Here is a 20,605-nt window from a genome sequence, read left to right as displayed (position 1 = left end):
TGGCCTGCGTAGTGATTCCCATCGTCGTAGCTCGAAAGCGGCGCCAATAGCACGTCGTCCCCGTCTTCTTCGTCGTTCCGTGATAGAGCCGCCAGCCTCCTGGCGGCATGGCTAGCCCCCCTGGCGGACGGATGACCTAGGCGGGGCGGAGTCAGGGCCATTGTGTAATCAGGATTAGTCCGGTTCACCGGTCTCATGAGTGACATGGCGCGTCCGTTGTGTGGATGTGGCCTAGGAGAGCGGAGCAGGCACGGCATTGGTAATCATGTGGTTGTCGAGATCCATGAGAACCGAGTGGGACCGTGCCTGCTCCGCTCATCAGCGCCCACCCCTTACGCACTGAAGAGGCTCCCCGGCTGATCCCCTTACCTCGAGTGAGGTCAATGACCTGCGACGTTTCCTCACCTGCTCGCCGATCCCCGGTATCCGGCCCTCACGTTGTTGTGCGCAGCCGTCGCGGCGGGCTGACCGGTACGCGCTCGCTCATAACGATCACTGAGTGGCCACTTCACCTAGCCCGACCCTGCCGACCAGGAACAGAACCCCTACCTCTACGCCGAGGGCGGCGATACGCAGGCCTTGTAGGGCGACCCGGCCGGAACCGTCGCCAGCGGTCTCGCTGGCGCAGCCTGCGCTGCAGCCGTCGCAGCGTCAACGCCTGTCACGCTCGGGGGCTCACTCGGAACAACTGCCGGTTGCTACGCGATCTCCCGGAGCGTCAGACAGATTGCCTCGAAGGCGGTAAGCGGAGGCTGACAACTCACGGAAAGTATCGGATGCCAGGCGCTCGGCACGCTTCGGCATCCCCGAAAGGATTGGTGATGAACGTGCCCCAAGTTGGTTGGTCGGCCGGGCAGCGTGCGGTGGTGAAGCGATGGATGCTCTTCACTTACCTGTTCGCTTTCGCGGCCCTCGTACTGTCCGTCTTTCTCATTCTGATGAGAAACACCGGCGGCTGAATTCTTCTCGTCCTGACTGTCTACATCCTCGGTGCGGTCCACATGTACGTCGGCAATATCAAGAAGCGCCAGCCACGGTGAGCTGACTGGAGCGGGCCCCGCTCTCGAGTCGAGAGCGGGGCCCGTGCGTGCAGGTCGTCCCCGGTGATCCTGCGGGACAGCGGCTGGTCGGGCGGGCCGTCACTGGCGGGGGACGCCCCAGGCCCGGACACGGTGGATGCTGGTGCAGTCCGGCTCCTCGGGATGGTGACGGAAACCGCCGGTGGCCCGCAGTTCGGTAAGGAGCACCAGGAGGTCGTCCTCACCGTCCAGGACGGTCTCGACGTAGCCGCCGCCGCAGGTGCAGAGCCCGATGAGGGTGAGAAGCGACCCCCGGTCTCCGGTGCCATCGTCCAGTCCGGTGCTGTGGTGCAGCCACCAGCCGCCATCCAGGCAGGCGACGGCGGACATCTCCAGCCCGGCGTCCGGCACGGCCGGCTGGCCGTGCCAGTCCTCCTCGTCCAGAGCCTTGCTCAGGGTGTCGGGGTAGTGCGACCAGATGTGGTCCAGCACGGCGGTATGCGCGGCCTCACGCTGCTCGTCCTCGCCGACGTGACGGAGCTCGTCGGCGGCATCGAACAGGATGGCAAGAGGCGAGCCGGGCGAGCCGAACATGGGCGCGGTGAGGGTATCGGTCATGTGCGCACTCCTTGGAAGGGGTTAGGGAGAGTGAGTCAGGCGGTGACCGCAAGGACCGTGGTGGCCAGGAGCAGGGCGAGCGCCGTGAGGAGGATGTCGACGGCCCAGGTCAGCAGCCGGAACTTGGTCCTGGTCCCGGAGACCGGGCGGGTTCGGCTTGGCCGTGTGGGACAAGAGGGGACCTCCGATCTTGTTCAACTCCGTCGCAGACGGCAGCGGCGTAGACGCGTTGGGGTTCTTGCGGTTGCCAGGAAGGTTTGAGAAGACCCTTGCTGCCTGGTCAGCCGGTGGCCCGGTGGCCCGGTGGCCTACGTGGAAGCTGAGTTCTTCGGCGGCGTGGGCGAGCAGCGGGTTGCCGTGTGGGATGGCGGCACGATGGTGCTGGGCCCGCTCCACGTGGAGGAGGGCCAGCCCTTCCCGACAGTCGGCAGTCCGATCTCTCAAGCGCTGCGGTGGTTGGGGGTGGTGGCAAGCGCCGGCGAGGACGAGTTCTCAGCTGCGGGGTTGGACCGGCATCGACACGGCGAGACGTGGGCTGACTGACGCGCGACTTCAGGCGGGGTTCGGGCGCGAGGCAGGGGACCCGGAAGGGTCACAGGCCGCGGGCATCGGCGAGGCTGGCGGCCTGGTCGACCATGCGGAGTGGGACACCGGCCGATCCGTAGGCGTCATTGAAAGACGGCACGGAGTCGACGTCGCCGAAGTTGCGGCGGATCGCGTCCAAGAGCACGGAGGCGGCGCTGGCTTCCAGGCTTTTGTCGCCGTGCGCCTCGGCTCGGATGGCTCCGAGAATGCAGCGGGCGCCGTCCTGGTCGACCAGTGCGCCAGAGCACCAGCCGCCGATGAACAGCCGATGGTGGGCGCGCTGCAGAAGGGCGGCGACCGGGGTCGGGTAGGGCTCATAGGGCGGCTGGAGCGTCGGGGGTGGCGGGACGGTGACGATGTCGCTCAAGTCGACGGGCTCGGTGGGGATGTGCGCGGTGTTGACCTCGTAGGCGACGGCCGCTTCGTCCAGGCGCTTGGTCATCGCCGCGTGCACCAGAGTGAGGCGTTCCTCAAGGGCCCTCTGCTCCGCCGGCGCGGCCGGGGTGGCCGGGGCGGGGTGAGCTGTGGCGAGGGACAGCGTGGCATGGGACATCGGTACTCCAGGTAGGGGACGCCGAAGGGCGCCGCCGGGGTTGGTCTCCGGCGGCGCCCTTCGGCGTTGTCGTGGCGGGGGAGTGGGCGTTTGGGTGTCAGCGCGTCCGTGTCCCGGGCATCCTCGGATCAAGCAGGCGTGGGGAAGGGGCTGGGGTGGAGTTCGTCTTCGACTGCGGGTGGTGCGGGGGTGACAACTACTTCGTGGGCCGGCAGGTCGGCTTCTGGGTCGACAAGTGGGAGGTGCCTGCGGAGTGGGACTGCCGCTTCTGTGGCGAGCTCAACTACACCCCGGACCCGCCGTGGACGGAGGCGTAGTCAGAGGCTGGAGGTCAGGCGGGCGAGCGAGGCGAGGCCGCTGTTGATGGCCGGGGCCAGGCCGGTCGCGGCGAGGGTGAAGCCGAACAGCGTGCAGGCCAGCGCGGAGCCGACGCGGACGTAGCCGCCCTTGACCAGGACGACGACGATGATGCCCAGCAGTACGGCGGCGGAGAGGGACAGGGCCACGGTGGTGGTGCTCCTTCACAAGGGGTCGGGCGGGGCCGGCCGCGTTCGGGCGGTCCGGCCCCGTGACGGGTGGGTGGGTGTGATCAGGCGTCGGTGAGGCTCTTGATGGCCTCCAGCGCTTGGCGGGGAGAGGCGACCTGCTCGGAGGGGAGGCCGACGCTCTTGGAGCCGCGCCCGCCGCCCTTTCCGCCTCCGCTGCCGCGCCGGCGGGAGCGGCTCTCGCCTTCGTCGTCCTCGTCGGGCTCGGGCCAGAACTCGCCGGGCCGCACGGGCTCGTTCCAGTCGAACCACAGGCCGCGCTTGGTCAGCTCGCTGATCTCGTGGTCGGTGAGCCGGTTGACCTCGTCGGGGAACAGCTCGGAGAGGTCGGTGTCGAAGTCCGCGTACAGCGACCGCATCAGGACGGCGCGGCCGTTGTCGAGGACGATGACCGCGACGCCGCCCGTGCTGACGCCGTTCTCCGGGTCGGCCTCGCCGCGCATGGCCCGCTCGATCGCGGAGCCCTCGGTGCGGGAGTAGCGGGCCGGGATGGTCGGCACGTCGTAGGCGTTCTCCATGGTGCCCTCCGCCGCCTTGCGGGTGGCGCCGGGTGAACCCATGTTGAAGATGACCGGCCTTGAGTTCTGGCGGAGGTTGTCCTTCATCTCGGTGGAGAACCCGTTGTGCGCGAACGGCGACTGGCCGGCCGGGTTGAAGCCGATGCCGTACTTCAGGCCGGTGACCGTGAGGTCCTCGCCGTCCTTCTGGATGAACTCGCCGAAGTCCGCGTCCTGCGCTGCGGTCATGAACTCATCGCCGTAGACGTTGAGCTGCCGGTAGGGGCAGCGTGGGTCGCCCGGCTTGTAGTCGTGCGGCTGGCCGTCGTGCGGCCAGGGCATCTCCGCGCGGATCTCGCACAGCGCCTTAGCGGCCCGCAGGGAGCGGGCCATCCACAGTGCGTTCGAGCCCTGCCGGTCGATGTACCGGCCGAGCACGCTGGTCTTCTCGTCCTTGCGGACGGTGCCCAGCCATACGACCTCGCCGTCCAGGGACTGGGCGGCCATGTGGATCGCGAAGAACTGCGTCTTGCCTGACCGGGACACCCCGAGGGTCAGGCCGTGTGCGGGGGCGTTCTTGTCGTGCTGGTACACCATCGTCTTCACCGGCTGGCCGGTGATGGTGTACCCGCACACGTACATGCCCTTGTCGTCCGGGGTGAGCAGCTCGCGGGTCGCCCGGAAGATCTGCGACAGCGGCGGCTCATCGAACACGCTGATCAGGAACTCCGAGCCGTCGACGAGGACGAACACACAGGAGTCGTCCTCGGGCAGCTTCAGTCCGCGGCAGACCTTGGCGAGGTCGATGCGCGGGGTCTCGGTGGAGTCGGACATCTTGGCCCGGTAGAACGTGACCCCGCGTTCGTCGTCGCGGGTCTTGTGGACCAGTGCGGAGCCGGGGGCGCCGCCCTTGGGCGAGCCGACCTTGTCCATCCAGCGCTCCTGGTCGGTGGGGGCCTTGCGGCGGCGCTGGTTGGCGTCGGGGGTGATGCGGGCTTCCATCCAGCCGGGGCCGCCCTGGCGGCCGGGCTGGTTGGCGACCTCCGCCAGGACCACGTCGCTGGAGTGCACGCCGAACGGCGCGGCGACAGCGGCCTCGGTGAGGCCGGTGATCGGCCGTCCGGTCTCCGAGGCGCGCAGCAGGATCGTCATGTCGTGCTGCATGCCGGTGTGGCGGGTGGCCTTGACGATGTGCGTGCGGCCGGGCATCCCGGCCTGCTCCCACAGCAGCCGCGCGTCGCGGGTGAGCAGGTCTGCTCCGTCGTCCGGGACGACCGGAGGCGGCTCGGGCGCTTCGGCCGGTGCCAGCTGCAGGGCCGGGGCCGCGAGGGCGGGGCGGTGACGGCGGCGGGTGTGCCGGGAGAACGGCATCACCAGGTAGCCGGCCGCCGCCCATCCGGCGGCGAGCAGCCCGTCCAGCCAGTACGGGCCGAAGCCCGTGGTGTGGCCGGCGGCGACGTCGACGGCGGCGGCCAGGACCAGCGGGGACCAGCGCAGGATCTTGCGTCCAGCGCCGGGCTCATCGCTCTTGCAGGCGAGGAACCAGCCGGCGGCCCCGGCCGCGCCGGCGAGCTGCACGACCTGGTTGACGGGGCTGTCGGGGTAGACGTTGGGGGCCACGGCCAGCACGGGCGCGGCGAGGGTGTAGGCGAGGCGTTCGAGCGCGACGCTGCGCGGCGTGGTCACCGGCTTCTCCTTCGGCGAATGGGCACGGGCGGCCCCGCGGTGTGCGGGGCCGCCCGTGGTGAGGGGTGGGTGGGGGAGTGGGTCAGCGGTTGAAGAACCCCGGGCGGGGCGTCTTCTCGCGCCGGTTGGAGCGGATGTCGTCCAGCGCGCCGTACAGCTTCGAGTGGGTGTGCTTGGTCTCGTAGGTGAAGTCGGCGGTCTCCTGCGCGGTGTCGTGCAGCTTCTTGACCTGCACCCAGGCGCCCCCGAGGGCGACGCCGACGTTGCTGGTCAGCTCCACGAACTTCGGGTCGAGGTCGGCGTTGTCGACGTCGCGGGCCGCGTCCTCGGCACGCTTGGCGTTCTTCTTGATGCTGCGCATGAGCTCCTCGAGGCCGAGGCCGGCGTCGTCGAGCGCGCGACCGAGGGCGTCGAGCTTGGTCTGGACGGCCTTGTAGCGGTTGTCGTCGGCCGCGGCGGGCACCGCGCTGCTGGGGCGGGGGGTGAGATCGCTGCTCATCAGCGGGTTTCCTTCCTCTTCCTAGTCGTGGTGGGCGGCGGCGGAGACGTAGTTCAGGCCCGCGTCTTCCTTGGCGGCCATGTCCTGGCCATACACGCGAGCGACCATCGCGGCGGCGAGCTTGGCGGCCTCCAGGGCCAGCCCGCACTCGGTCGCGCACCGTTCCGCCTGCTGCTTCATGCGGGCCGCGGCGTCGGCCAGGTCCGAGATGAGCTCGGTGACCTCGGTGGTGACGTTGTGGTCGCCGATCAGGTCGGTGGCCATGTCCCGCAGGGCGTCGGCGACCTTGTCCAGGGCCTCCGCGAGGGCTTCGGCCCGCTCCTGGTCGGAGGCGGCCTGGATGGCGATGTTCGCCATCTCCATCAGGTACTCGTCGAACGTGATGTCCGTGCGGTGCTGGGCGGTGAGGCCACCCCCACCGGACGGCCTGCTGGCCTGCGAGCTGCTCACGCTGCTCCCTTCCGTGCTGGTCGGTCGGCTGGTGCCGGGCCGTGCGGTGTGCCGCTCCGGTGCGGTCGGCAGGCCCCGCACGCCGGTCGTGACGGCCGCGGGGGTGTCGGGGACGAGGTCGGCGTCGATGATGTCGTCCTCGCCCTTGGTCTCGGTGCGCGGCGGGCGGGTGGGACGGTCGGGCCACTCCACTGTCGGGGTGGAGTCCTGCGCGCCGAACGGGCTGTCCGCCGGACGGCCGCGCCCCGTACGAGCGGTGCGGCCCGTTCGACCGCGCCCGGTCCAGCCGGTGCGACCGGTGCGGCGGGTACGTCCGCGCCGTTCGGCCCGGCCCGTGCTGCCGGTGCGTCGGCGCCGGAACCGGCGCCGCTTCTTCGCCCCGTCAGACGCCCCGTCACCGGCCTTTGAGTCGGTGCCCGGCGTATCACCCGCCTTGCCGTCCTTCGCGGCGCTGGAGGCCCCGTCGGGGGCGGTCTTGGCGGTCTTGGCGCCCTTGCCGTTGGTGCTCTTGGCCTTGGACTCCTTGTCCTTGGTCAGGTCCACCTTCTCGGTGCCGGCCGTCTTGGCGTCCTTCGCATCGGCGGCGGCCTTCGCGTCTGCGCGGCGCTTGTCGAAGCGGCGCTGGGCTTCCTCACCGATGGCCTTGCCCAGGGTGGTGCGGCCTGGGTCGGTCGACGCCGCGGCTTCCCGCTTCGCCTTCCGAGCCTCATCCCGCGCCTGCCGCTTCGCGCGGCGGTCGTCCCACGCCTGCTGCCGCTGGGCGCGGGCCTGATCGTGGTCCTTGCTCCGGTCCGCGACACCGGCGGCGTGGCCGGCGGTGCGCCGCTCCTGCCGTCCGGCCTGCCGGGCCCCGGCGCGCTCCTGGCGGCCGCGGGCCCGCTCGGCGCGGGCGCCGGATGCCTGACTGGCTCCGTCACCACGGGAGTTGCCGTTCCGGTGGGAGCCGCCAGAGCCCATCTGAGAGCCTTTCGACCGCCCGGACGGAACGTTGCGCCCGGAACCGGCAGCGCGGCCGCCAGAGCCCGACTGGGAGCCTTTCGTGCCGCCCTTGCCGCCTCCGCCGCTCCCGGTCGATCCGGTCCCGGCACGGCCGCCGGGGCCGCCGGAGTTGGAGCCGCGCGAGGATCCGGACCGGTTCGGCCCGGCGGCGGAGTTGTTGCGGGAGGCACCGCTGCCGCCCCCGCCGCGCAAGGACCCGCCCCCGCCGCCGGCCTTCGAGCGGCCCTTGTCCGCCCCCAGGCCGGAAGCGGACGACTTCGTGCGGTCGGCATCCGTCTTTCCACGCGCCGCCGCCTTGTCGCCCTTCGCTTTCATCATCGCGGCGTGGAGCTTTCCGTTCTGCTCCATCATCGCGACTTCCTGCGCGGTGCGGCTCTCCAGCAGCGCCGCCTTCCGCGCTATTTCAGCCTCACGGAAAGGCGCTTCGCTTTCGTGATTGGTCCGCGCAATTTCCAGGCGGAGTTCCAGCCAGTCACCGAGACGGTCAGCGAGAGAACGAGGCTGTTCGTATTCGCCTTCCTCGTATTCGCCTTCGTCTTCACCGGTTTCCGGTGCGGCAATTCCATCGGATCGCAGCGCCGTGGATGGGTCCGGGGCGGCCGGAATCGGCGGAAGTTCCATCGTCGTCTCCTCCGGGGTCTCCGGGGGAGCGGCCGGAATGTCTTCCGGCGGCGGAATGGTGTCGATGAAATCCGGCGTCGGCGGCAGCGAGTACGTGGAATCGCCGCTCCACGGGCCGTGGACCAGGGTTCCGCCGCCGGTGTCGTCGGGGTCGTCGGACACGGGCACCTCCCTTCGAGGGGGGTTGACAGACAGTGGGGTCTCGTGTGCACGCGCGTGCACGTGCACGTGTGCACGCTTTACGCGCGCGAGGCCCCGCCGGAGTCCGGCGGGGCCTTCGTGGGTGACGCTCAGTTACGTGGGCCGTGTTGCTTCAAGACCGTGTCCGCGTACTGCATGAGGTGGTCGAACAGCCGCGGGTCGCCCGCCTGCCGCTTCTCCAGGACGAGCTTGAAGAGGCGGCAGATCAGCGTGAAAGCGGCGAGGACATCACCGCGTCCGGCCTTGATTTCCCTGCTGATTTCGGATCGAGTAACGCGGAGCCAGAATTCCATCCGGCCGATTTCCCCGCGACTTTCGATCGCCTTGCGCTCTTCTTCCTGCAGCCAGCTGTTCCGCCCTTTAATGGAGCGTTCGGCGCTGCTGAGGGGGCGCGTCACGCCGAATCCCTCTTACCGAGGTCGTAAATCGACGTGGGACCACCGTACCCGGAATTCTGGCCTTGCGCACCGTGCTGGGGCGGATTGGGTGCGGCCTGGAGGCTCGGCGGGTTCTTCTTCCGCTGCCTTTCCAGCTCCTTTTCCTTCCTTCCCTTGGCCGTATTCACGACGGCCTCGTCGTGGGCGCGGCGCTTATAGGCGCTCTTTTCGAGGCCCTCGGTGAGGTGGTTCAGGTTCTTGAGGACCTGTCCGAGGGCCTTTTCCACGGGCATCGCACGCAGCCGCGCGTGGTACCAGCGGTCGCCCTCCACGTGCGTGTCGCGCAGGTGCACGCGGGTCTCGTGCGCCAGGGTCTCCAGGTTCTTGCCGATGTCCAGCAGGACCCGCTGAACGTCGGCCAGGTATCGGGCGGTTGCCTCCGGGCTCTGCGCGACGTCGCGCAGAGGGAAGTGGTTCGGGTCGTTGTTGCTGTTCACGGCGGGGATTCCCTCCTGGTGTACTGGTGGGGCTGTGACTGCTTCCGGCAGTCGCAGTGAGGGCCAGCCCACTTCCGATGGGCTGGCCCTCACTGGTGTGTGCCGGACGGTGGATCAGGGGCGGTATCCGCTGGCGATCAGCGCGACGGCCTCCTGGCGGTACTTGGACGCGGTATCGGTCGACGACACGTCGAACTCGCGCTGGACGTCGGCGATCGAGACGACCCGGCACAGCTCGCGGTGGATCCCGTCGGCGTCCAGGCCGTCGAACACCGCGCTGGCCGCGAACGCCATGCGCGCGACCTTGCGGACCGCCCGCTCGCGCGGGGTGAGCTTCGCGGCGTCCTCGATTTCGACCGCGCGCCGCTCGATTTCGGCGGCGGCGAGCCGCCTTTCGGCAGCGGCGTACTCGGTTTCGGCTTCACGCTTGCGGGCCGCCTGCGTGTTCGCGTCGGCGGTCGCCTTGCGCTCGTTCTCCTGCGCCGTGAGCCGGTCGGCTTCGGCGGCGCGGCGGCGGGTTTCGGCAGCGGCCCGCTCCGTTTCGGCGGCGACCCGATCGGCTTCGGCAGCACGCTGCCGGGCCTCCGCGATCTCCGCCGTCTCGATGGCCTGAGCCTCCGCAGCGGCGACCCGGTCGGCCTCCGCCGCAAGCCTCCGCTTCTCCGCCGCCTGGCGCTCCAGCTCCGCCGCGCGGACGTCCGCAGCGACCTTGGCCTCGCGCTCCTGGGCCTCCTTGCGCTCCGCCTCCGCCTCGCGGGCGCGGGCTTCGGCGACGAGTGCGGTCTCCAGCGCGGCCTCCTCCAGCTCAGCGGCGCGCTCGGCGGCGCTGACCTGGGCTCGGGCGTGTGCGCGGGCCTGGCCGGTCTGACCTTCCACCCGGGCGCGGACGGCTTCGAGCTGGCCCTCCGCCTCCAGCCGGTCGGCTTCGGCCTTCTTGCGCGCGAGCTCCCGACGCGTCTCCGCGTCCAGGCGCCGGCGCTCCGCCTCTTCAGCGCGGGCCTCCGCCTCGCGTTCCTGCTGCTCAGGCATCGCGAGGGCCTGCGCGACGGTGTAGCCGTAGGGGGCCATCTTCATCGGCAGCAGTTCGTCCTCGCTCGCCTCGGCCAGGTCACCGTTGTACTTGCGCTTGAGCCACTGCTCATAGGCGATGAGGTCCTGCTGCCGCCGGACCATTTCGGGGTAGCTGGTAACCCGGTACAGCCGCATCCGGCGGTAGAACTTCGGGGTCTCCCAGGGGGCGAGGATCCAGCGGTGCAGCGGGATGCGGTCGGTGACTGTACCTGCTTCGAGCTGCGCCTTTTGGATGTAGAGGCGGCGGGCGGCCTCCACACCGATCACGAACAGGAACGGCATGACGCCGTGGCTGGCCGCCTTGACCGGGTCGGCGCTCATGTCGCCCTGCGCGCTGGCGTTGAACCAGATCGTTGCGCAGGTCATCACGTGCGCGGCCATCCGCAGCACCGGCCACGGGATGCCCTTGAGGATCAGGTACAGGTCCAGGATGAGGAATGCGAGGATCGAGGCGTCTACACCGATGGGGAACCACTTGGCGAGCTCCTCGCCGAATCCCCAGCTCAGTGCCTTGCTGGCGAGCGTGTGGTACGAGGTGGCGAAGCCGATGCCGCCGACCAGCGTGCCGAAGACCGCCGCGAAGTACGGCAGGGCCGCGACGAAGCGGTCGCGCTTGGGCTTGATCGTCTTCCGCTTGTCCGGGCCCGAAACGCCCTGGGCCGTACCTGAAACCTTTTCGGGTGCGCCCGAAGCGAGGCCCGGCGGGTGCGAAGCGGGGGTGTCGGGAGCCGCGGTCTGCGGCATGTCGGTGATCGTCATCGGGGCCTCCGGAAGGGGTCGTTCAGGGTGGGGTCGAAACGGCGACCGGTGCTCCCGAAACGCGAGGGCTGTGTTCCCGAAACAGCGGTCGGTGGGGGCGGTTGCTGGCGAAACTGGCACCGGCTCTGCCCACCCGCAGCGCTTCCTCGCACCGGCGGCCCACGGGGCGGGCGGCGGATGCGGGGGAGCGTTGCGGGGCGGGCCCGAAACTGCCTGCCGCTCCCGCCGGGCGGGAACGAAACTCAGCTCTCTGGGAGCTGTGCGCCGTGCCGGCGGAGGTCGGCGGTGGTGATGCCGAAGTGGCGGCACCGGTCGATCAGTGGCTGGAGCGCGGTGCCCGCGGTGAGCGCCTGGGGCGAACCGACGCCGTACCGCTGCTGCGTGGTGAAGAGCTTTTGAGCGCGGCCGCGGTGCGGGCGGCGTGCTGCTCGACGCGGCCCTCGCCCACCCACTCCTCCGCGATGACGTGGAGGGCGGTGCGCCAACTGCCGTTGTAGTTCTCCGGCCCGATCGGCGGGATGTCGCTGCCGAAGATGTCGAAAGCGGCGGCTTGGGCGGCGGCTTCCGTGCCGGGCTGGAGCGGGGTCATCGTGATGGCCATGGGGCCTCCCTCGGCTGTGGTCCGGGCTGTCCGGCTCCCCTTCACCGCCCGCACCGGCCGCCGTGGTGCAGCGGTCGGTGCGAGCGGATCAGGCAGCCGTCAGAGCGGGTCAGTCAGCGGAGCAAGCGCGCTCGCGGGCGGCACGGCGCTTGATGCGGCGGCGCTCCTTCTCGGACAACCCGCCCCACACCCCGGCCGCCTCGCCGCGCTCCAGCGCGCCCTGGAGGCAGGACTCCATCCGCGGGCAGCGACGGCAGACCGCCTTGGCCTCTTCCTCCTGGAGCACCGCGAGGCCGGTGTCGCCGATGGGGAAGAACAGCTCGGGGTCCTCGTCGCGGCAGGCGGCGCGGGGCTCGAGGACGAAGTCGGCGGCGATGGCGCCGGCGTAGGGGGTGCGTACGATGGAGCGGTTCATCAAGGCCTCCCAGAAGGTCCGTTGCATGAAGCAGCCCCAGGGCGGCCACCCTGGGCTGCTGCTGTGTCGGCGGCCTGACGGCCGGAGCGGGGGAACTCCCGACGCTCTCCGCCGGCCCCGGCCCGGGAGGGCTCAGAGACGACGGGCATAGCCGGATGATCAGCGGCGGAAGACGGCGGAAAGCGACTGACAGGCGGAGCAGGTCCAGAAGGTCACGCCGAACCAGCCGCCGCAGTAGTCGCACTGCATCTGGCCGCTGTCGTGCAGCGGGAGCAGGCGGGCGCGGGGACCGGGGATGACCTCCCGCAGGGGGTGGCCTGTGGCCTCTTCCGGCTCGTAACCCTTCCGGTCGTCCTCGCGCTCGATGTCGTCGATGATTCCGGCCTGCGGCCGGGTGCCGGGACGTGTCATGATCTGCTGCATCAGGTCCTCCACTACAGGTCCTGGACAGCCCCAGGGCCGCAATCCCTGGGGCTGTCGTCACTCCTCAGTTGGGGCTGGGGAGTCGACTGCTGTACGAGCAGCCGCAGCCCGCCTCGCCCCGCCCCGGGCCGGGGCGGCGCGAGGGGGACTGTGACTGCTCGTCAGGCGGTCAGCGCGAGTGCCTTGGCCGGGCGGATCAGGTAGTCGCTGTCCGTCCACACCGATCCGACCGCGAACGGCTCGCCGTCGGGCCGCAGCGTGTCGCGGACGATGACCGCCCACCGCGCGCTGCTGCGTCGCAGCAACACCGCGGCGTCGGCCACGTCCGTGATCAGCGCCAGGACCTCGAAACGCCCGTCGACGTTCTGGTAGATGGCGCCGGGCCGGCGGGGACCGACCTCGGCGATGATGCGGTCACGGGCGGCGGCGCGCTGCGGGTGCGGCCGCCCGCCGGTCTGCGGCGATTCCTGGCGGCCGTCCCGCTCGTGCGGCTTGGGCCGGACCGGCAGCGGGGGGCGGGACTCCAGGGCGGGAGCTGGTGTCATGCTGGGCATGTGGGTCGTCCTTTTCGTCGAAGGTGACCTGCAAAGACCCCCCATGGGCTGCATCCATGGGGGGTCTGTCGTGCGTCCTGCACAGGGCGGCTGTCGTACGAGCAGCCGCGGCCCCGGCCTCCCCGATCACTCGGGATGGCGGGGGCCGCGGTCGTTCGTCATGCAGTCCTACCGGGTGAGCTGCTCTTCCTGCGTCGCCAGGAGAGTGATCGCGCTCATCAGGTGGGCGCGTTCCCAGTCGGTGAGCTGCGGGGCATCGGCCTTGCGCGGGTTGAGCGTCTGGATCAGCGCGGCCAAGGTGTCGCGGACGCGCCGGAGATCGGCGTCGGCGACTGACTCCGAGACGTTCTGCCACTGCTGCTCGTGCAACAGGCGCATGCCCCACGCGCGGCGGTGGTTCCAGTCCTCGCGGTCCATCTGCGTCTTGCGGCGAGCGGGGGCGAGACGCTGGGTGTGCGCGGCGAGCTGGGCGAGGCGGCGGCCGTCCGTGCACCGGGAGGTGAGGTCGGCGGCGCGCAGGATGTTGCCCTGGTCGTCCTTGACGGAGCAGGTGGAGCAGCCGCGGACGTGGGCTTCGTACAGCTTGCGGGCCGTCTTGTCGTCGACGGTGCCGCCGACGATCTGCATGACGGCGGGAGTCGAACCGGTCTTCGGCTTGCGGATCACGCGGGTGGAGCGTCGGCCGGCGGTCTGGGTGAGACCCTCTTCCAGCCTCCGGAACCACTGGTCGACGGTGAGGTTGATGGTGACCAGGCGGTGGCTGCCGGGGCAGCGGATCGGGTCTTCGGTGCCGGCCTTCTCTGTGTGGTGGGGGACCAGCTTGGGCCGCGCGCTGTGCGGCGCGCTGATCGGCACCCAGGTGCGGCAGGTGGGGCAGACCAGCGTGGAGTACGCGAGGTCGACTTCGTGCGGCTTGAGGCTGGAGACGACCAGCGGGGGGAGGGTGCTGATGGCGCGGGACCGGGTCCGGCGCGGACGCTTCTGAGCGGTGAGATCGCGGGTTCGCGTAGGCATGAGGGCTCCTTCTACGAAGTGGCAGGAGTGCGTCGCAGATGCTCTCTCCGCCCTTCAGGCCGCACGGTGAACCGGCGCGTCCTGAAGGACAGACAACGCATGCGCTGCGGGGTGGTACTCGCTGCAGACCTGGAGGAGTTAGAGGTGCCTCGGGCTCCGGCCACCGAGGTGGCTAGGGCTTTGGACTCCGGCCACCGAGGTGGCGATCTGCTGCGATGCTGCGAGGTGGTCTAGGACCGGGTGGTACGTAAGGGACCGAGGGTCCGGCTCCCTCATCCGGCGCCGCCTGCGGGGGCAGTTCCGGGTGGGGGAGCCGGGTCCGAAGACCCGGCGGGTGATGCAGGAGGTCAGGCCGCGGCCGGGAGGGGCGCGGCGGCCGGCGGCGCGGTGCGCAGCTGCGCGGCGTAGGGGAGAAGCACGTCGACCAGGCGCTCGCGCACCCGGGTGGTGATGCTCGGGTCGTCGGCGCGGATGTCGAAGGCCGCGTGCCGACGGGCGAAGAACTGGTCCACCAACTCCTCGTCCGTTCCGGAATTGAGGGCCACCTCGCGGGACGTCAACCACGGCTCGTACATCTCCAGCGGGGTGCCGAAGGCGATGTTCAGGTCGAGGTTCATGCCGAGGATGTCGGGGAGCGGCACCTCAACCGCCTCCAAGAGAGCGAGCGTCTCGCTGTCGAAGTTCTCGGTGGCGAGGCTGGCGGTGGGGCGGCTGGTGGTGTTCATGGGGTGGAGCTCCCTTCGAGGTTCGGGCTGTGCGTGATCCTGGAGGTGTCAGGTGGGGGCTTTTGCCGCCCCGCTCATCTTGTCGGCATACCTAACTTAGCTGATACAGTTTGAAGCGTGTCAAGTGGTTCGTTGAGGAAGCTATGGAAGTTAGCTATGTCGAGGGGGTCGACCTACGATGTCGCTCATGAGCAACGAGGCTGTGCAGCCATACCAGCGAATCGTTCAGGACGTACGGGACAAGATCCGCTCGGGACAGTGGACAGCCGGCACGAAGTTGCCGAGCACTCGTGAGCTTGCCGACGAATACGGCGTCGCACCGGGCACCGTCCAGCGCGCGCTGGCTGAGCTGCGGACAGCCGGACTGGTCTACTCCCACCAGGGGCGCGGATCCTTCGTCACTGAGACCGCCAGCGAGACCACCGAGGACTCGACGGCTCGTGCCCTCAAGAGACTTGAGGAGCAGGTTGCCGACCTGTCCGCACGTCTCAAAAAGATCGAGAAGGGTCGCAGCGACTGACGTCCTTCCCTGCGTCATGTTCTGCATGTTCGTCCCTCCGAGCCGGGTTCAGCTTCGATAGCAAAGTTGTAGGCCGAGCCCCGGAGCGAGTTCTAGATCGACCGTGTATCCAGCCGCCGGATACACCGAGTGGAGACATGAAGGGGGCACCAAGTGAGCCAGCGGCCGAAGGTGTTGACGCCTGATCAGTCACCTGTGCACCGCTTCGGCTACACGCTCCGGGAGTTCCGTGAAGCGCGGCGTTACTCCCTGCGCGGCTTAGCTGAGAAGGCGTTCATGTCGCACTCCAAGCTGCAGAAATGGGAGAACGGGGAGCGGCCGCCGAAGGACCGGGCAGAGGTCGAACTGGTCGACTCGCTGCTCCGGGCTGGCGGCGTCCTTGTCGACCTTTGGGAGCGCATCAATCCGTCTGTATCCGTCCCGGGGCGTGTATCCGTTTCGGCACCCCATGTATCCGAAGCGTCGATCGGTCTGGCCATGGCTGGTGTCCAGCAGGCAGCGTCTGATCATGAGGGGACCTTTGTCCCCGCTCGTCTACGGGATGGATCGGTGGTATTCGTGGCGCTCGATCGACGTGACCTGCTGCGTGGTGGGGTAGGCCTCGGTGCTGCGGCTGCGTTCGGCGTGGGCACGCCGGCGGTCGCGGACGCAGAAGTCGTGCAGGGGCTGAAGCTGCCCGCACGGTCCGCGGCCGCTTACAGTGGCACGCCCATCGAGCACTTCAAGCGCGCTCGCCGACTGCTGATCGACAACGACAATCTGCTCGGGCCTGCGACCGCCATCAAGGCCGTGCGCGAGAACATCGAGCGCATCAAGACCCTGCGCCGCGACACCCAAGGCGTCGACAGCCAGGCTCTGATGGAGCTCCAGACCCAGTACGCAGAATTCGCCTCCTGGCTCTACCAGGACCTCGGTGACTTCACCCGCGCGGAGTTCTGGCTCGACCGAGCCTTCCAGTGGAGCCACACCGTCGGCGACAGCGACCTGACCTCCTACGTCATGGCTCGCAAGGCACAGCTCGCCGGGGAGAAGCGGGACCTTGTTGACGTCGTCGACCTGGCCGAGGCTGCGCAGCGCATGGCCCGGCCGCGCAGCCGTCTCGCCGCGGTGGCCCGGACCTACGAGTCCTACGGTCATGCGCTGCGAGGCGAGTTCTCAGACAGCGAGCGCGCCATTGATGACGTCCGCAACGTTCTCGACCGCGTGTCGAGCGACGCGACTCCCTGGGGTGTGTGGCTGAACGAGCAGTACGTCGATGTCCACCGTGCGCAGGGGCTGGAGGTTCTGGGGAAGCACACTGAAGCCGCAGAGATCTTCACCAATGCCATCAAGGCCCTGCCGGAGGGCTATCACCGGGACCGGGGCGTATATCTGGCCCGCGCGGCAGTCGCTCACGCCGGTGCCGGCGCACCCGAGGAAGCCGCCGCAGTCGGCCTCCAGGCCCTGACGGTCGCCAACGACACGGGATCCGGCCGGATCATGCGCGAGCTCATCCGCCTCGATCAGGTGCTGGTCCCGTGGCAGCGCCAGCCGGAGGTGTCCGCCTTCCGTGAGAACTTCGACGCCGTCCTTGCCCACGAAGCCTGAGAGAACGGATCACAACTTCAATGACCACACGCCCGTACGTCATCCTCTCCGCAGCCATGTCGGTCGACGGCTACTTGGACGACGCCAGTCCCGAGCGGCTGCGCCTGTCCAATGCGGCCGACTTCGACCGTGTCGACCAGGTCCGCGCGGAGTCCGACGCCATCCTGATCGGCGCGACAACCATGCGGAAGGACAACCCGCGCCTCTTGGTCAACAGCGAGGAACGCCGAGATCAGCGCGTTGCCGAGGGCAAGCCGGGCTACCCGCTCAAGGTCACGGTCACCCGGACCGGTGACCTTTCCGCCGATCTCAACTTCTGGCACCACGGCGGCGAGAAGCTGGTCATCACCGTCGATGACGCGGTGGAGAAGGTGCGCGCCACGCTCGGTGATCTCGCCGACGTCGTCAGCGTCGGGCCGGAACTCGACTGGGGCGTGGTCCTCGATGAGCTCGGGCGCCGCGGCGTCAAGCAGCTGATGGTGGAGGGTGGCGGCACGATCCACACCCAGCTCATGGCGCAGAACCTCGCTGACGAAGTGCACCTCGCCATCGCCCCGCTCCTGGTCGGCCAACCGGAGGCAGCTCGCTTCCTGGGCGCCGCCTCCTTCCCCGGCGGATCGACTGCCCGTATGCGAGTCCTGGAAGTCCGTGCGATCGACGACGTCGTGTTCGTGCGCTACGCCCCGAAGGAGCGCACCGCCTAATGCCGGAGGGGGCATTCGCCGGTGACATCCAAATGTCACCAGCGAATGTCACCAGACGCCGCGTCAGTTGGCGTGCCACACTCACCGCGCCCCTACCGGCCGACCAGGGAGAACTGTTGGCTAACAACACTGTCCCGCCGGGCTTCCCGCCTGACGGGTATTTCCCTGCGTGTATCCCATCAGGCGAGTTCAACATTCCTGGCAGCTCGGACGATGCTCGAATTCGTCCGACAGTTCTGTCCCGGTCTAGGGCGAGGCTGTGGATCATCGGAAACGGCGAAAGCCCCAGGACCATGCCGGGTCCCAGGGCTCTCGAACGGGGCCAAGCTCCGTTTGGGCGACACCTGATGGGAGGTGATCGCGGGATGAAGAGTACCCGCCTCTGCAGAGCTGCACGCGCATCTGCGCCGTTTCACCTTTGCGAGCACACCATCGGGCTCGCCTGTGGGTATGCGCCGACTCCGCTCTCGGGTTCGAGGGAGTCGGCCATGACCTAGCGGCCATCGGCCGCGCGCGCCGAGAGGTGGAATGGCATCCACTGGCCTCGCGCGGCCCGTCTTCCGACCAGACATACCGTCCAGGTCGGCGCTCAGATCCCGGTTGGCCCCGGTTCTGGGCTCCAGCTCATCGAGCTGGGTTTTTCTCCTTCGCACAACCCCGCTTTGGCAAGCGGGTTGCTCCACCCGGTCCGCTTTGGCAAGCGGGCCACCCCGGCTCTCCAGGAGCCCCTTCGGCAAGGGGCCTCTGTTGAGCCACCAGCGTCACCCCGGGTTCCGGCGGCTTTGGCAGGCCGTTCGGTGCTCGGGGCTCCGTCCGTACGAGCGCTCGGTCGCGGTCGGGTCCCTTGGCGGGGACCTAGTCGCGGTCGGGCGTCCATATGAAGGTTGGTGTCCCGCCATAGTGCACGAGACATGTGTCTCCTGTCAGCTCGACCATGTCCGATTCGGTGTGGTTCGAGACATCCCCGCTTCCCGTGTGACGGGATCGACGTCCTCTTCGTACCTGTATCTCCGCTCTGCACCGGAAGTTGAATCTCCGGTAGGAAGCTGCAAGAGCTGCGCTTTCGGGATGGTCCGATGAGCGCGACCCCAGCGTCGACCGCCGCCCTGGACTACTCGTTCGAGGACTTCTTCGACAACTCCGTCGGCGAGGCCCCGGTCGGACGCTCACAGCGTCGACTGCGGTCGGTCCCGGCAGCAGCCGGTCCGGTCCCGGTGCGGGTCGCGGGTCATCCGCTGTCGCTCGGGCGGGACGCTCGCGCCCGTCTGGGTGGCGCCGCGCGAACGCTGTTGGACCTGGCCGGCCTGGACGGTGCAACGGACGCCGTGCGCCTGGCGGTGCTGGTGCTGGCGTCGCGGACGCCGTCGGAGACCGGTGTGGTGGAGATCCGCACTTCCGAGCTTGGCCGGTGGATCGGGATGTCCGCGTCGTACACGGCCTCCAACGTGGTGCCGGGGCTGCGCCGCTCGGGCGTGGTCTCCGTGGAGACGGCGGAGGGCGACTACGGCCAGGACGACGGCCTCAAGTGCAAGGTGCTGCCTCTGTGGGCGGCGCAGGACGTCGTCGGGCATCCGCTGAACCTGGCGAAGAAGGAGTACGCGACGCTGCAGCGGCTGCTGGAGGCCGTGATGGCTCCGGGCTGGTCGCACCGGGATGGCCGGGTGACCCCGGCCGGGCTGATCGGTACGCGTACCGGTCGGGGCGCGGCGACGGACCGCCTGGCGCTGCTGCTGCTGGTGCTGGAGGCGCGGGAGACAGGGCGAGTGCGGCAGTGCGGGGGCACGGTGGACACCAAGCGCGGCCGGGCGGCGGCGACGGTGGCACGGCTGCTGGGGTGCACGGCGTCGGCGGGGGAGCGTGTGCTGGAGCGCTTGGAGGACCGGGAGCTGGTGCTGCGGGTCCGGCTCAAGACGGGCTCCGGGCTGGCGAACCGGTCGCGGCTGATGGTGCCGGCGGTCGCCGCCGCGCACGGCCGTACGGTCGCCGACGAAGTCCAGGAGGACCGTGCGGAGGCCCTGGAGCCTGAGTTTTCAGACCCCGACGTTGCGGCAGGGCCCGGTGAGGCACCGGATCTGGAGACGAAATCTCAGGTCAGGGGCGCGCCGGTGACAAATGTGACGGGAGTTGCAGAGCCCGACGTTGCGGCAGCCCTTCACACTGACCACCCTCACCTGCTTACTCCCGTCTCATCCCCCGCTCTCTCTGGTGGCTTTTCCGGCGAAGGCCGTGGTGGGTCCGGTGATCTGCCGGACCGCGCGTGCGTGCGCGAGGACGGCCCGCTGCGCGGGGAACAGCAGGAGAAGTCCCCGGTCGGCAAGGGCGAGAACGGCGGCCGCGGGCCGGTGGTCGGTGCTCCGGTGCGGGTCCTGGACTGCGAAGGTCAGGGCAGGCAGCAGCGGGGGAGGGTGCCTCTGCCGCCGGAGGATCTGCGGGCCGTCCTGGCGCCGGTGGACCTGGTGTGGGCGCGGCTGGAGCGTCCGGCCGCCCGCCGCCTGGTGGAGGCCGCCGCCCGCAGTGAGCTGGGCAGGATGGTCGGGTTCGCCGGCCGTGCGGACGCGCCCCAGGTCCTCGCCGACCGGCTTGCCCGGCGTCTGGCCGACCAGATGCGGCTGGCCGGGCCGGTCAAGGACCCAGTGGGCTGGCTGATCGGCGTCGGTCTGCCGCAGCGCCAGCAGTGCGGTGACGTGCGGTGCGACGACCGGGTGCTGCTCGACTCCGGGCAGGACTGCCCGCGTTGCGAGGAGAAGCAGGCCGACCGGCGGGACCAGCGTCGCGCGGTCGCGGCCGCAGTCGACGCCGCGATGCCCGGCGCCTCGGAGGCGGAGCGGCGGGCGGCCACCGCCAAGCAGCTGCACCAGGATGTGACGGCCAGGGCGTGGGTGAAGGTGCACGAGTGGGACCAGGTCCGCGCCCGGCAGGCCGCCGCAGCTCAGGCCCGTGCCGAAGCCGCGGCCGCGCAGTCCGAGCCGGTGGCCCCAGCCGCGCCGGTGGCCCCGGTCGCGCTGCCCGCGCCCCGTCCGGCCCCCGTCGCCCCGGCCCCGGAGGTCGTCGACGTTTACGACGACCAGGAGCTCGTCCTCGAGGA

General features: G+C 69.7%; 23 protein-coding genes. 8 read left to right on the top strand and 15 right to left on the bottom strand.

Annotated features, from left to right (window positions below):
• Nucleotides 1–821: 821 nt before the first annotated feature.
• Nucleotides 822–959, top strand: a complete 138-nt coding sequence (locus tag GT030_RS36850; RefSeq protein WP_237522908.1) for a hypothetical protein — start codon at nt 822–824, stop codon at nt 957–959.
• A 180-nt stretch (nt 960–1,139) separates the two neighbouring features.
• Here GT030_RS36850 and GT030_RS29875 read toward each other — a convergent pair whose 3' ends face one another.
• A complete protein-coding gene (locus GT030_RS29875) occupies nt 1,140–1,637 on the bottom strand; it encodes a hypothetical protein (protein ID WP_161203761.1) in 498 nt (165 codons plus the stop codon).
• Nucleotides 1,638–1,940: 303 nt separating this feature from the next.
• On the opposite strand from GT030_RS29875, the gene GT030_RS29870 reads away from it, so the two are divergent.
• Nucleotides 1,941–2,180: a hypothetical protein gene (locus tag GT030_RS29870; protein WP_161203760.1), complete on the top strand. Its 240-nt coding sequence runs from the start codon at nt 1,941–1,943 to the stop codon at nt 2,178–2,180.
• Between the two features lie 49 nt (nt 2,181–2,229).
• On the opposite strand, the gene GT030_RS29865 is transcribed toward GT030_RS29870, so the two are convergent.
• Nucleotides 2,230–2,775: a hypothetical protein gene (locus tag GT030_RS29865; protein WP_161203759.1), complete on the bottom strand. Its 546-nt coding sequence runs from the start codon at nt 2,773–2,775 to the stop codon at nt 2,230–2,232.
• Nucleotides 2,776–2,930: 155 nt separating this feature from the next.
• Here GT030_RS29865 and GT030_RS35925 point away from each other — a divergent pair, with 155 nt between their 5' ends.
• The gene (locus tag GT030_RS35925; protein ID WP_237522906.1) at nt 2,931–3,092 is read left to right on the top strand and encodes a hypothetical protein; all 162 of its coding nucleotides are present in this window, start codon (nt 2,931–2,933) and stop codon (nt 3,090–3,092) included.
• Here the strand turns inward: GT030_RS35925 and GT030_RS29860 are convergent, their stop codons facing one another.
• The 4 genes from GT030_RS29860 to GT030_RS29845 form a co-directional block, all read right to left on the bottom strand.
• On the bottom strand, nt 3,093–3,281 hold the full coding sequence (locus tag GT030_RS29860; RefSeq protein ID WP_161203758.1) for a hypothetical protein: 189 nt from the start codon (nt 3,279–3,281) through the stop codon (nt 3,093–3,095).
• Nucleotides 3,282–3,364: 83 nt separating this feature from the next.
• The gene (locus GT030_RS29855; RefSeq protein WP_161203757.1) at nt 3,365–5,503 is read right to left on the bottom strand and encodes a chromosome segregation protein ParM; all 2,139 of its coding nucleotides are present in this window, start codon (nt 5,501–5,503) and stop codon (nt 3,365–3,367) included.
• 82 nt (nt 5,504–5,585) lie between these two features.
• A complete protein-coding gene (locus GT030_RS29850) occupies nt 5,586–6,002 on the bottom strand; it encodes a conjugal transfer protein TraB (protein ID WP_161203756.1) in 417 nt (138 codons plus the stop codon).
• Nucleotides 6,003–6,023: 21 nt separating this feature from the next.
• On the bottom strand, nt 6,024–7,409 hold the full coding sequence (locus GT030_RS29845; RefSeq protein ID WP_237522904.1) for an ATP/GTP-binding protein: 1,386 nt from the start codon (nt 7,407–7,409) through the stop codon (nt 6,024–6,026).
• Between the two features lie 82 nt (nt 7,410–7,491).
• On the opposite strand from GT030_RS29845, the gene GT030_RS36845 reads away from it, so the two are divergent.
• Nucleotides 7,492–7,887, top strand: a complete 396-nt coding sequence (locus GT030_RS36845; protein WP_237522917.1) for a hypothetical protein — start codon at nt 7,492–7,494, stop codon at nt 7,885–7,887.
• A gap of 475 nt (nt 7,888–8,362) precedes the next feature.
• Here GT030_RS36845 and GT030_RS29840 read toward each other — a convergent pair whose 3' ends face one another.
• From GT030_RS29840 to GT030_RS29805, 9 genes are all read right to left on the bottom strand, one after another.
• Nucleotides 8,363–8,671, bottom strand: coding sequence for a hypothetical protein (locus GT030_RS29840; protein WP_161203754.1), 309 nt, complete (start codon nt 8,669–8,671; stop codon nt 8,363–8,365).
• Nucleotides 8,668–9,147 carry a hypothetical protein gene (locus tag GT030_RS29835; protein ID WP_161203753.1) on the bottom strand — a complete coding sequence of 160 codons (480 nt, stop codon included), beginning with the start codon at nt 9,145–9,147 and terminating at the stop codon, nt 8,668–8,670. The genes GT030_RS29840 and GT030_RS29835 overlap by 4 nt, the downstream gene beginning before the upstream one ends.
• A 114-nt stretch (nt 9,148–9,261) precedes the next feature.
• The gene (locus GT030_RS29830; RefSeq protein ID WP_161203752.1) at nt 9,262–10,977 is read right to left on the bottom strand and encodes a DUF2637 domain-containing protein; all 1,716 of its coding nucleotides are present in this window, start codon (nt 10,975–10,977) and stop codon (nt 9,262–9,264) included.
• A 316-nt stretch (nt 10,978–11,293) separates the two neighbouring features.
• A complete protein-coding gene (locus tag GT030_RS29825; protein ID WP_237522902.1) occupies nt 11,294–11,578 on the bottom strand; it encodes a hypothetical protein in 285 nt (94 codons plus the stop codon).
• Nucleotides 11,579–11,687: 109 nt separating this feature from the next.
• Entirely contained in the window at nt 11,688–11,993 is a 306-nt protein-coding gene (locus GT030_RS29820; protein ID WP_161203751.1) for a WhiB family transcriptional regulator, read from the bottom strand.
• Between the two features lie 159 nt (nt 11,994–12,152).
• Nucleotides 12,153–12,416, bottom strand: a complete 264-nt coding sequence (locus GT030_RS35920; protein ID WP_202460725.1) for a hypothetical protein — start codon at nt 12,414–12,416, stop codon at nt 12,153–12,155.
• Nucleotides 12,417–12,577: 161 nt separating this feature from the next.
• Complete coding sequence (locus tag GT030_RS36840) at nt 12,578–12,970, bottom strand: hypothetical protein (protein WP_237522900.1); 393 nt, start codon at nt 12,968–12,970, stop codon at nt 12,578–12,580.
• Between the two features lie 168 nt (nt 12,971–13,138).
• The gene (locus GT030_RS29810; RefSeq protein WP_161203750.1) at nt 13,139–13,984 is read right to left on the bottom strand and encodes a hypothetical protein; all 846 of its coding nucleotides are present in this window, start codon (nt 13,982–13,984) and stop codon (nt 13,139–13,141) included.
• 347 nt (nt 13,985–14,331) lie between these two features.
• Nucleotides 14,332–14,709: a hypothetical protein gene (locus GT030_RS29805; protein WP_161203749.1), complete on the bottom strand. Its 378-nt coding sequence runs from the start codon at nt 14,707–14,709 to the stop codon at nt 14,332–14,334.
• A gap of 187 nt (nt 14,710–14,896) precedes the next feature.
• Between GT030_RS29805 and GT030_RS29800 the strand changes: the two genes are divergently transcribed.
• From GT030_RS29800 to GT030_RS29785, 4 genes are all read left to right on the top strand, one after another.
• On the top strand, nt 14,897–15,229 hold the full coding sequence (locus tag GT030_RS29800) for a winged helix-turn-helix domain-containing protein (protein ID WP_161203748.1): 333 nt from the start codon (nt 14,897–14,899) through the stop codon (nt 15,227–15,229).
• A 153-nt stretch (nt 15,230–15,382) separates the two neighbouring features.
• Complete coding sequence (locus tag GT030_RS29795) at nt 15,383–16,816, top strand: helix-turn-helix transcriptional regulator (protein ID WP_161203747.1); 1,434 nt, start codon at nt 15,383–15,385, stop codon at nt 16,814–16,816.
• A 20-nt stretch (nt 16,817–16,836) separates the two neighbouring features.
• On the top strand, nt 16,837–17,520 hold the full coding sequence (locus GT030_RS29790; protein WP_161203746.1) for a dihydrofolate reductase family protein: 684 nt from the start codon (nt 16,837–16,839) through the stop codon (nt 17,518–17,520).
• A gap of 1,076 nt (nt 17,521–18,596) precedes the next feature.
• Nucleotides 18,597–20,605: hypothetical protein (locus GT030_RS29785; RefSeq protein ID WP_202460724.1), on the top strand; the 2,009-nt coding region annotated here is incomplete at its 3' end.

It is taken from the genome of Streptomyces sp. SID1328, assembly GCF_009865595.1.
Lineage (GTDB): Bacteria > Actinomycetota > Actinomycetes > Streptomycetales > Streptomycetaceae > Streptomyces > Streptomyces griseoluteus.
This window is presented reverse-complemented; position numbering and strand designations above follow the sequence as displayed.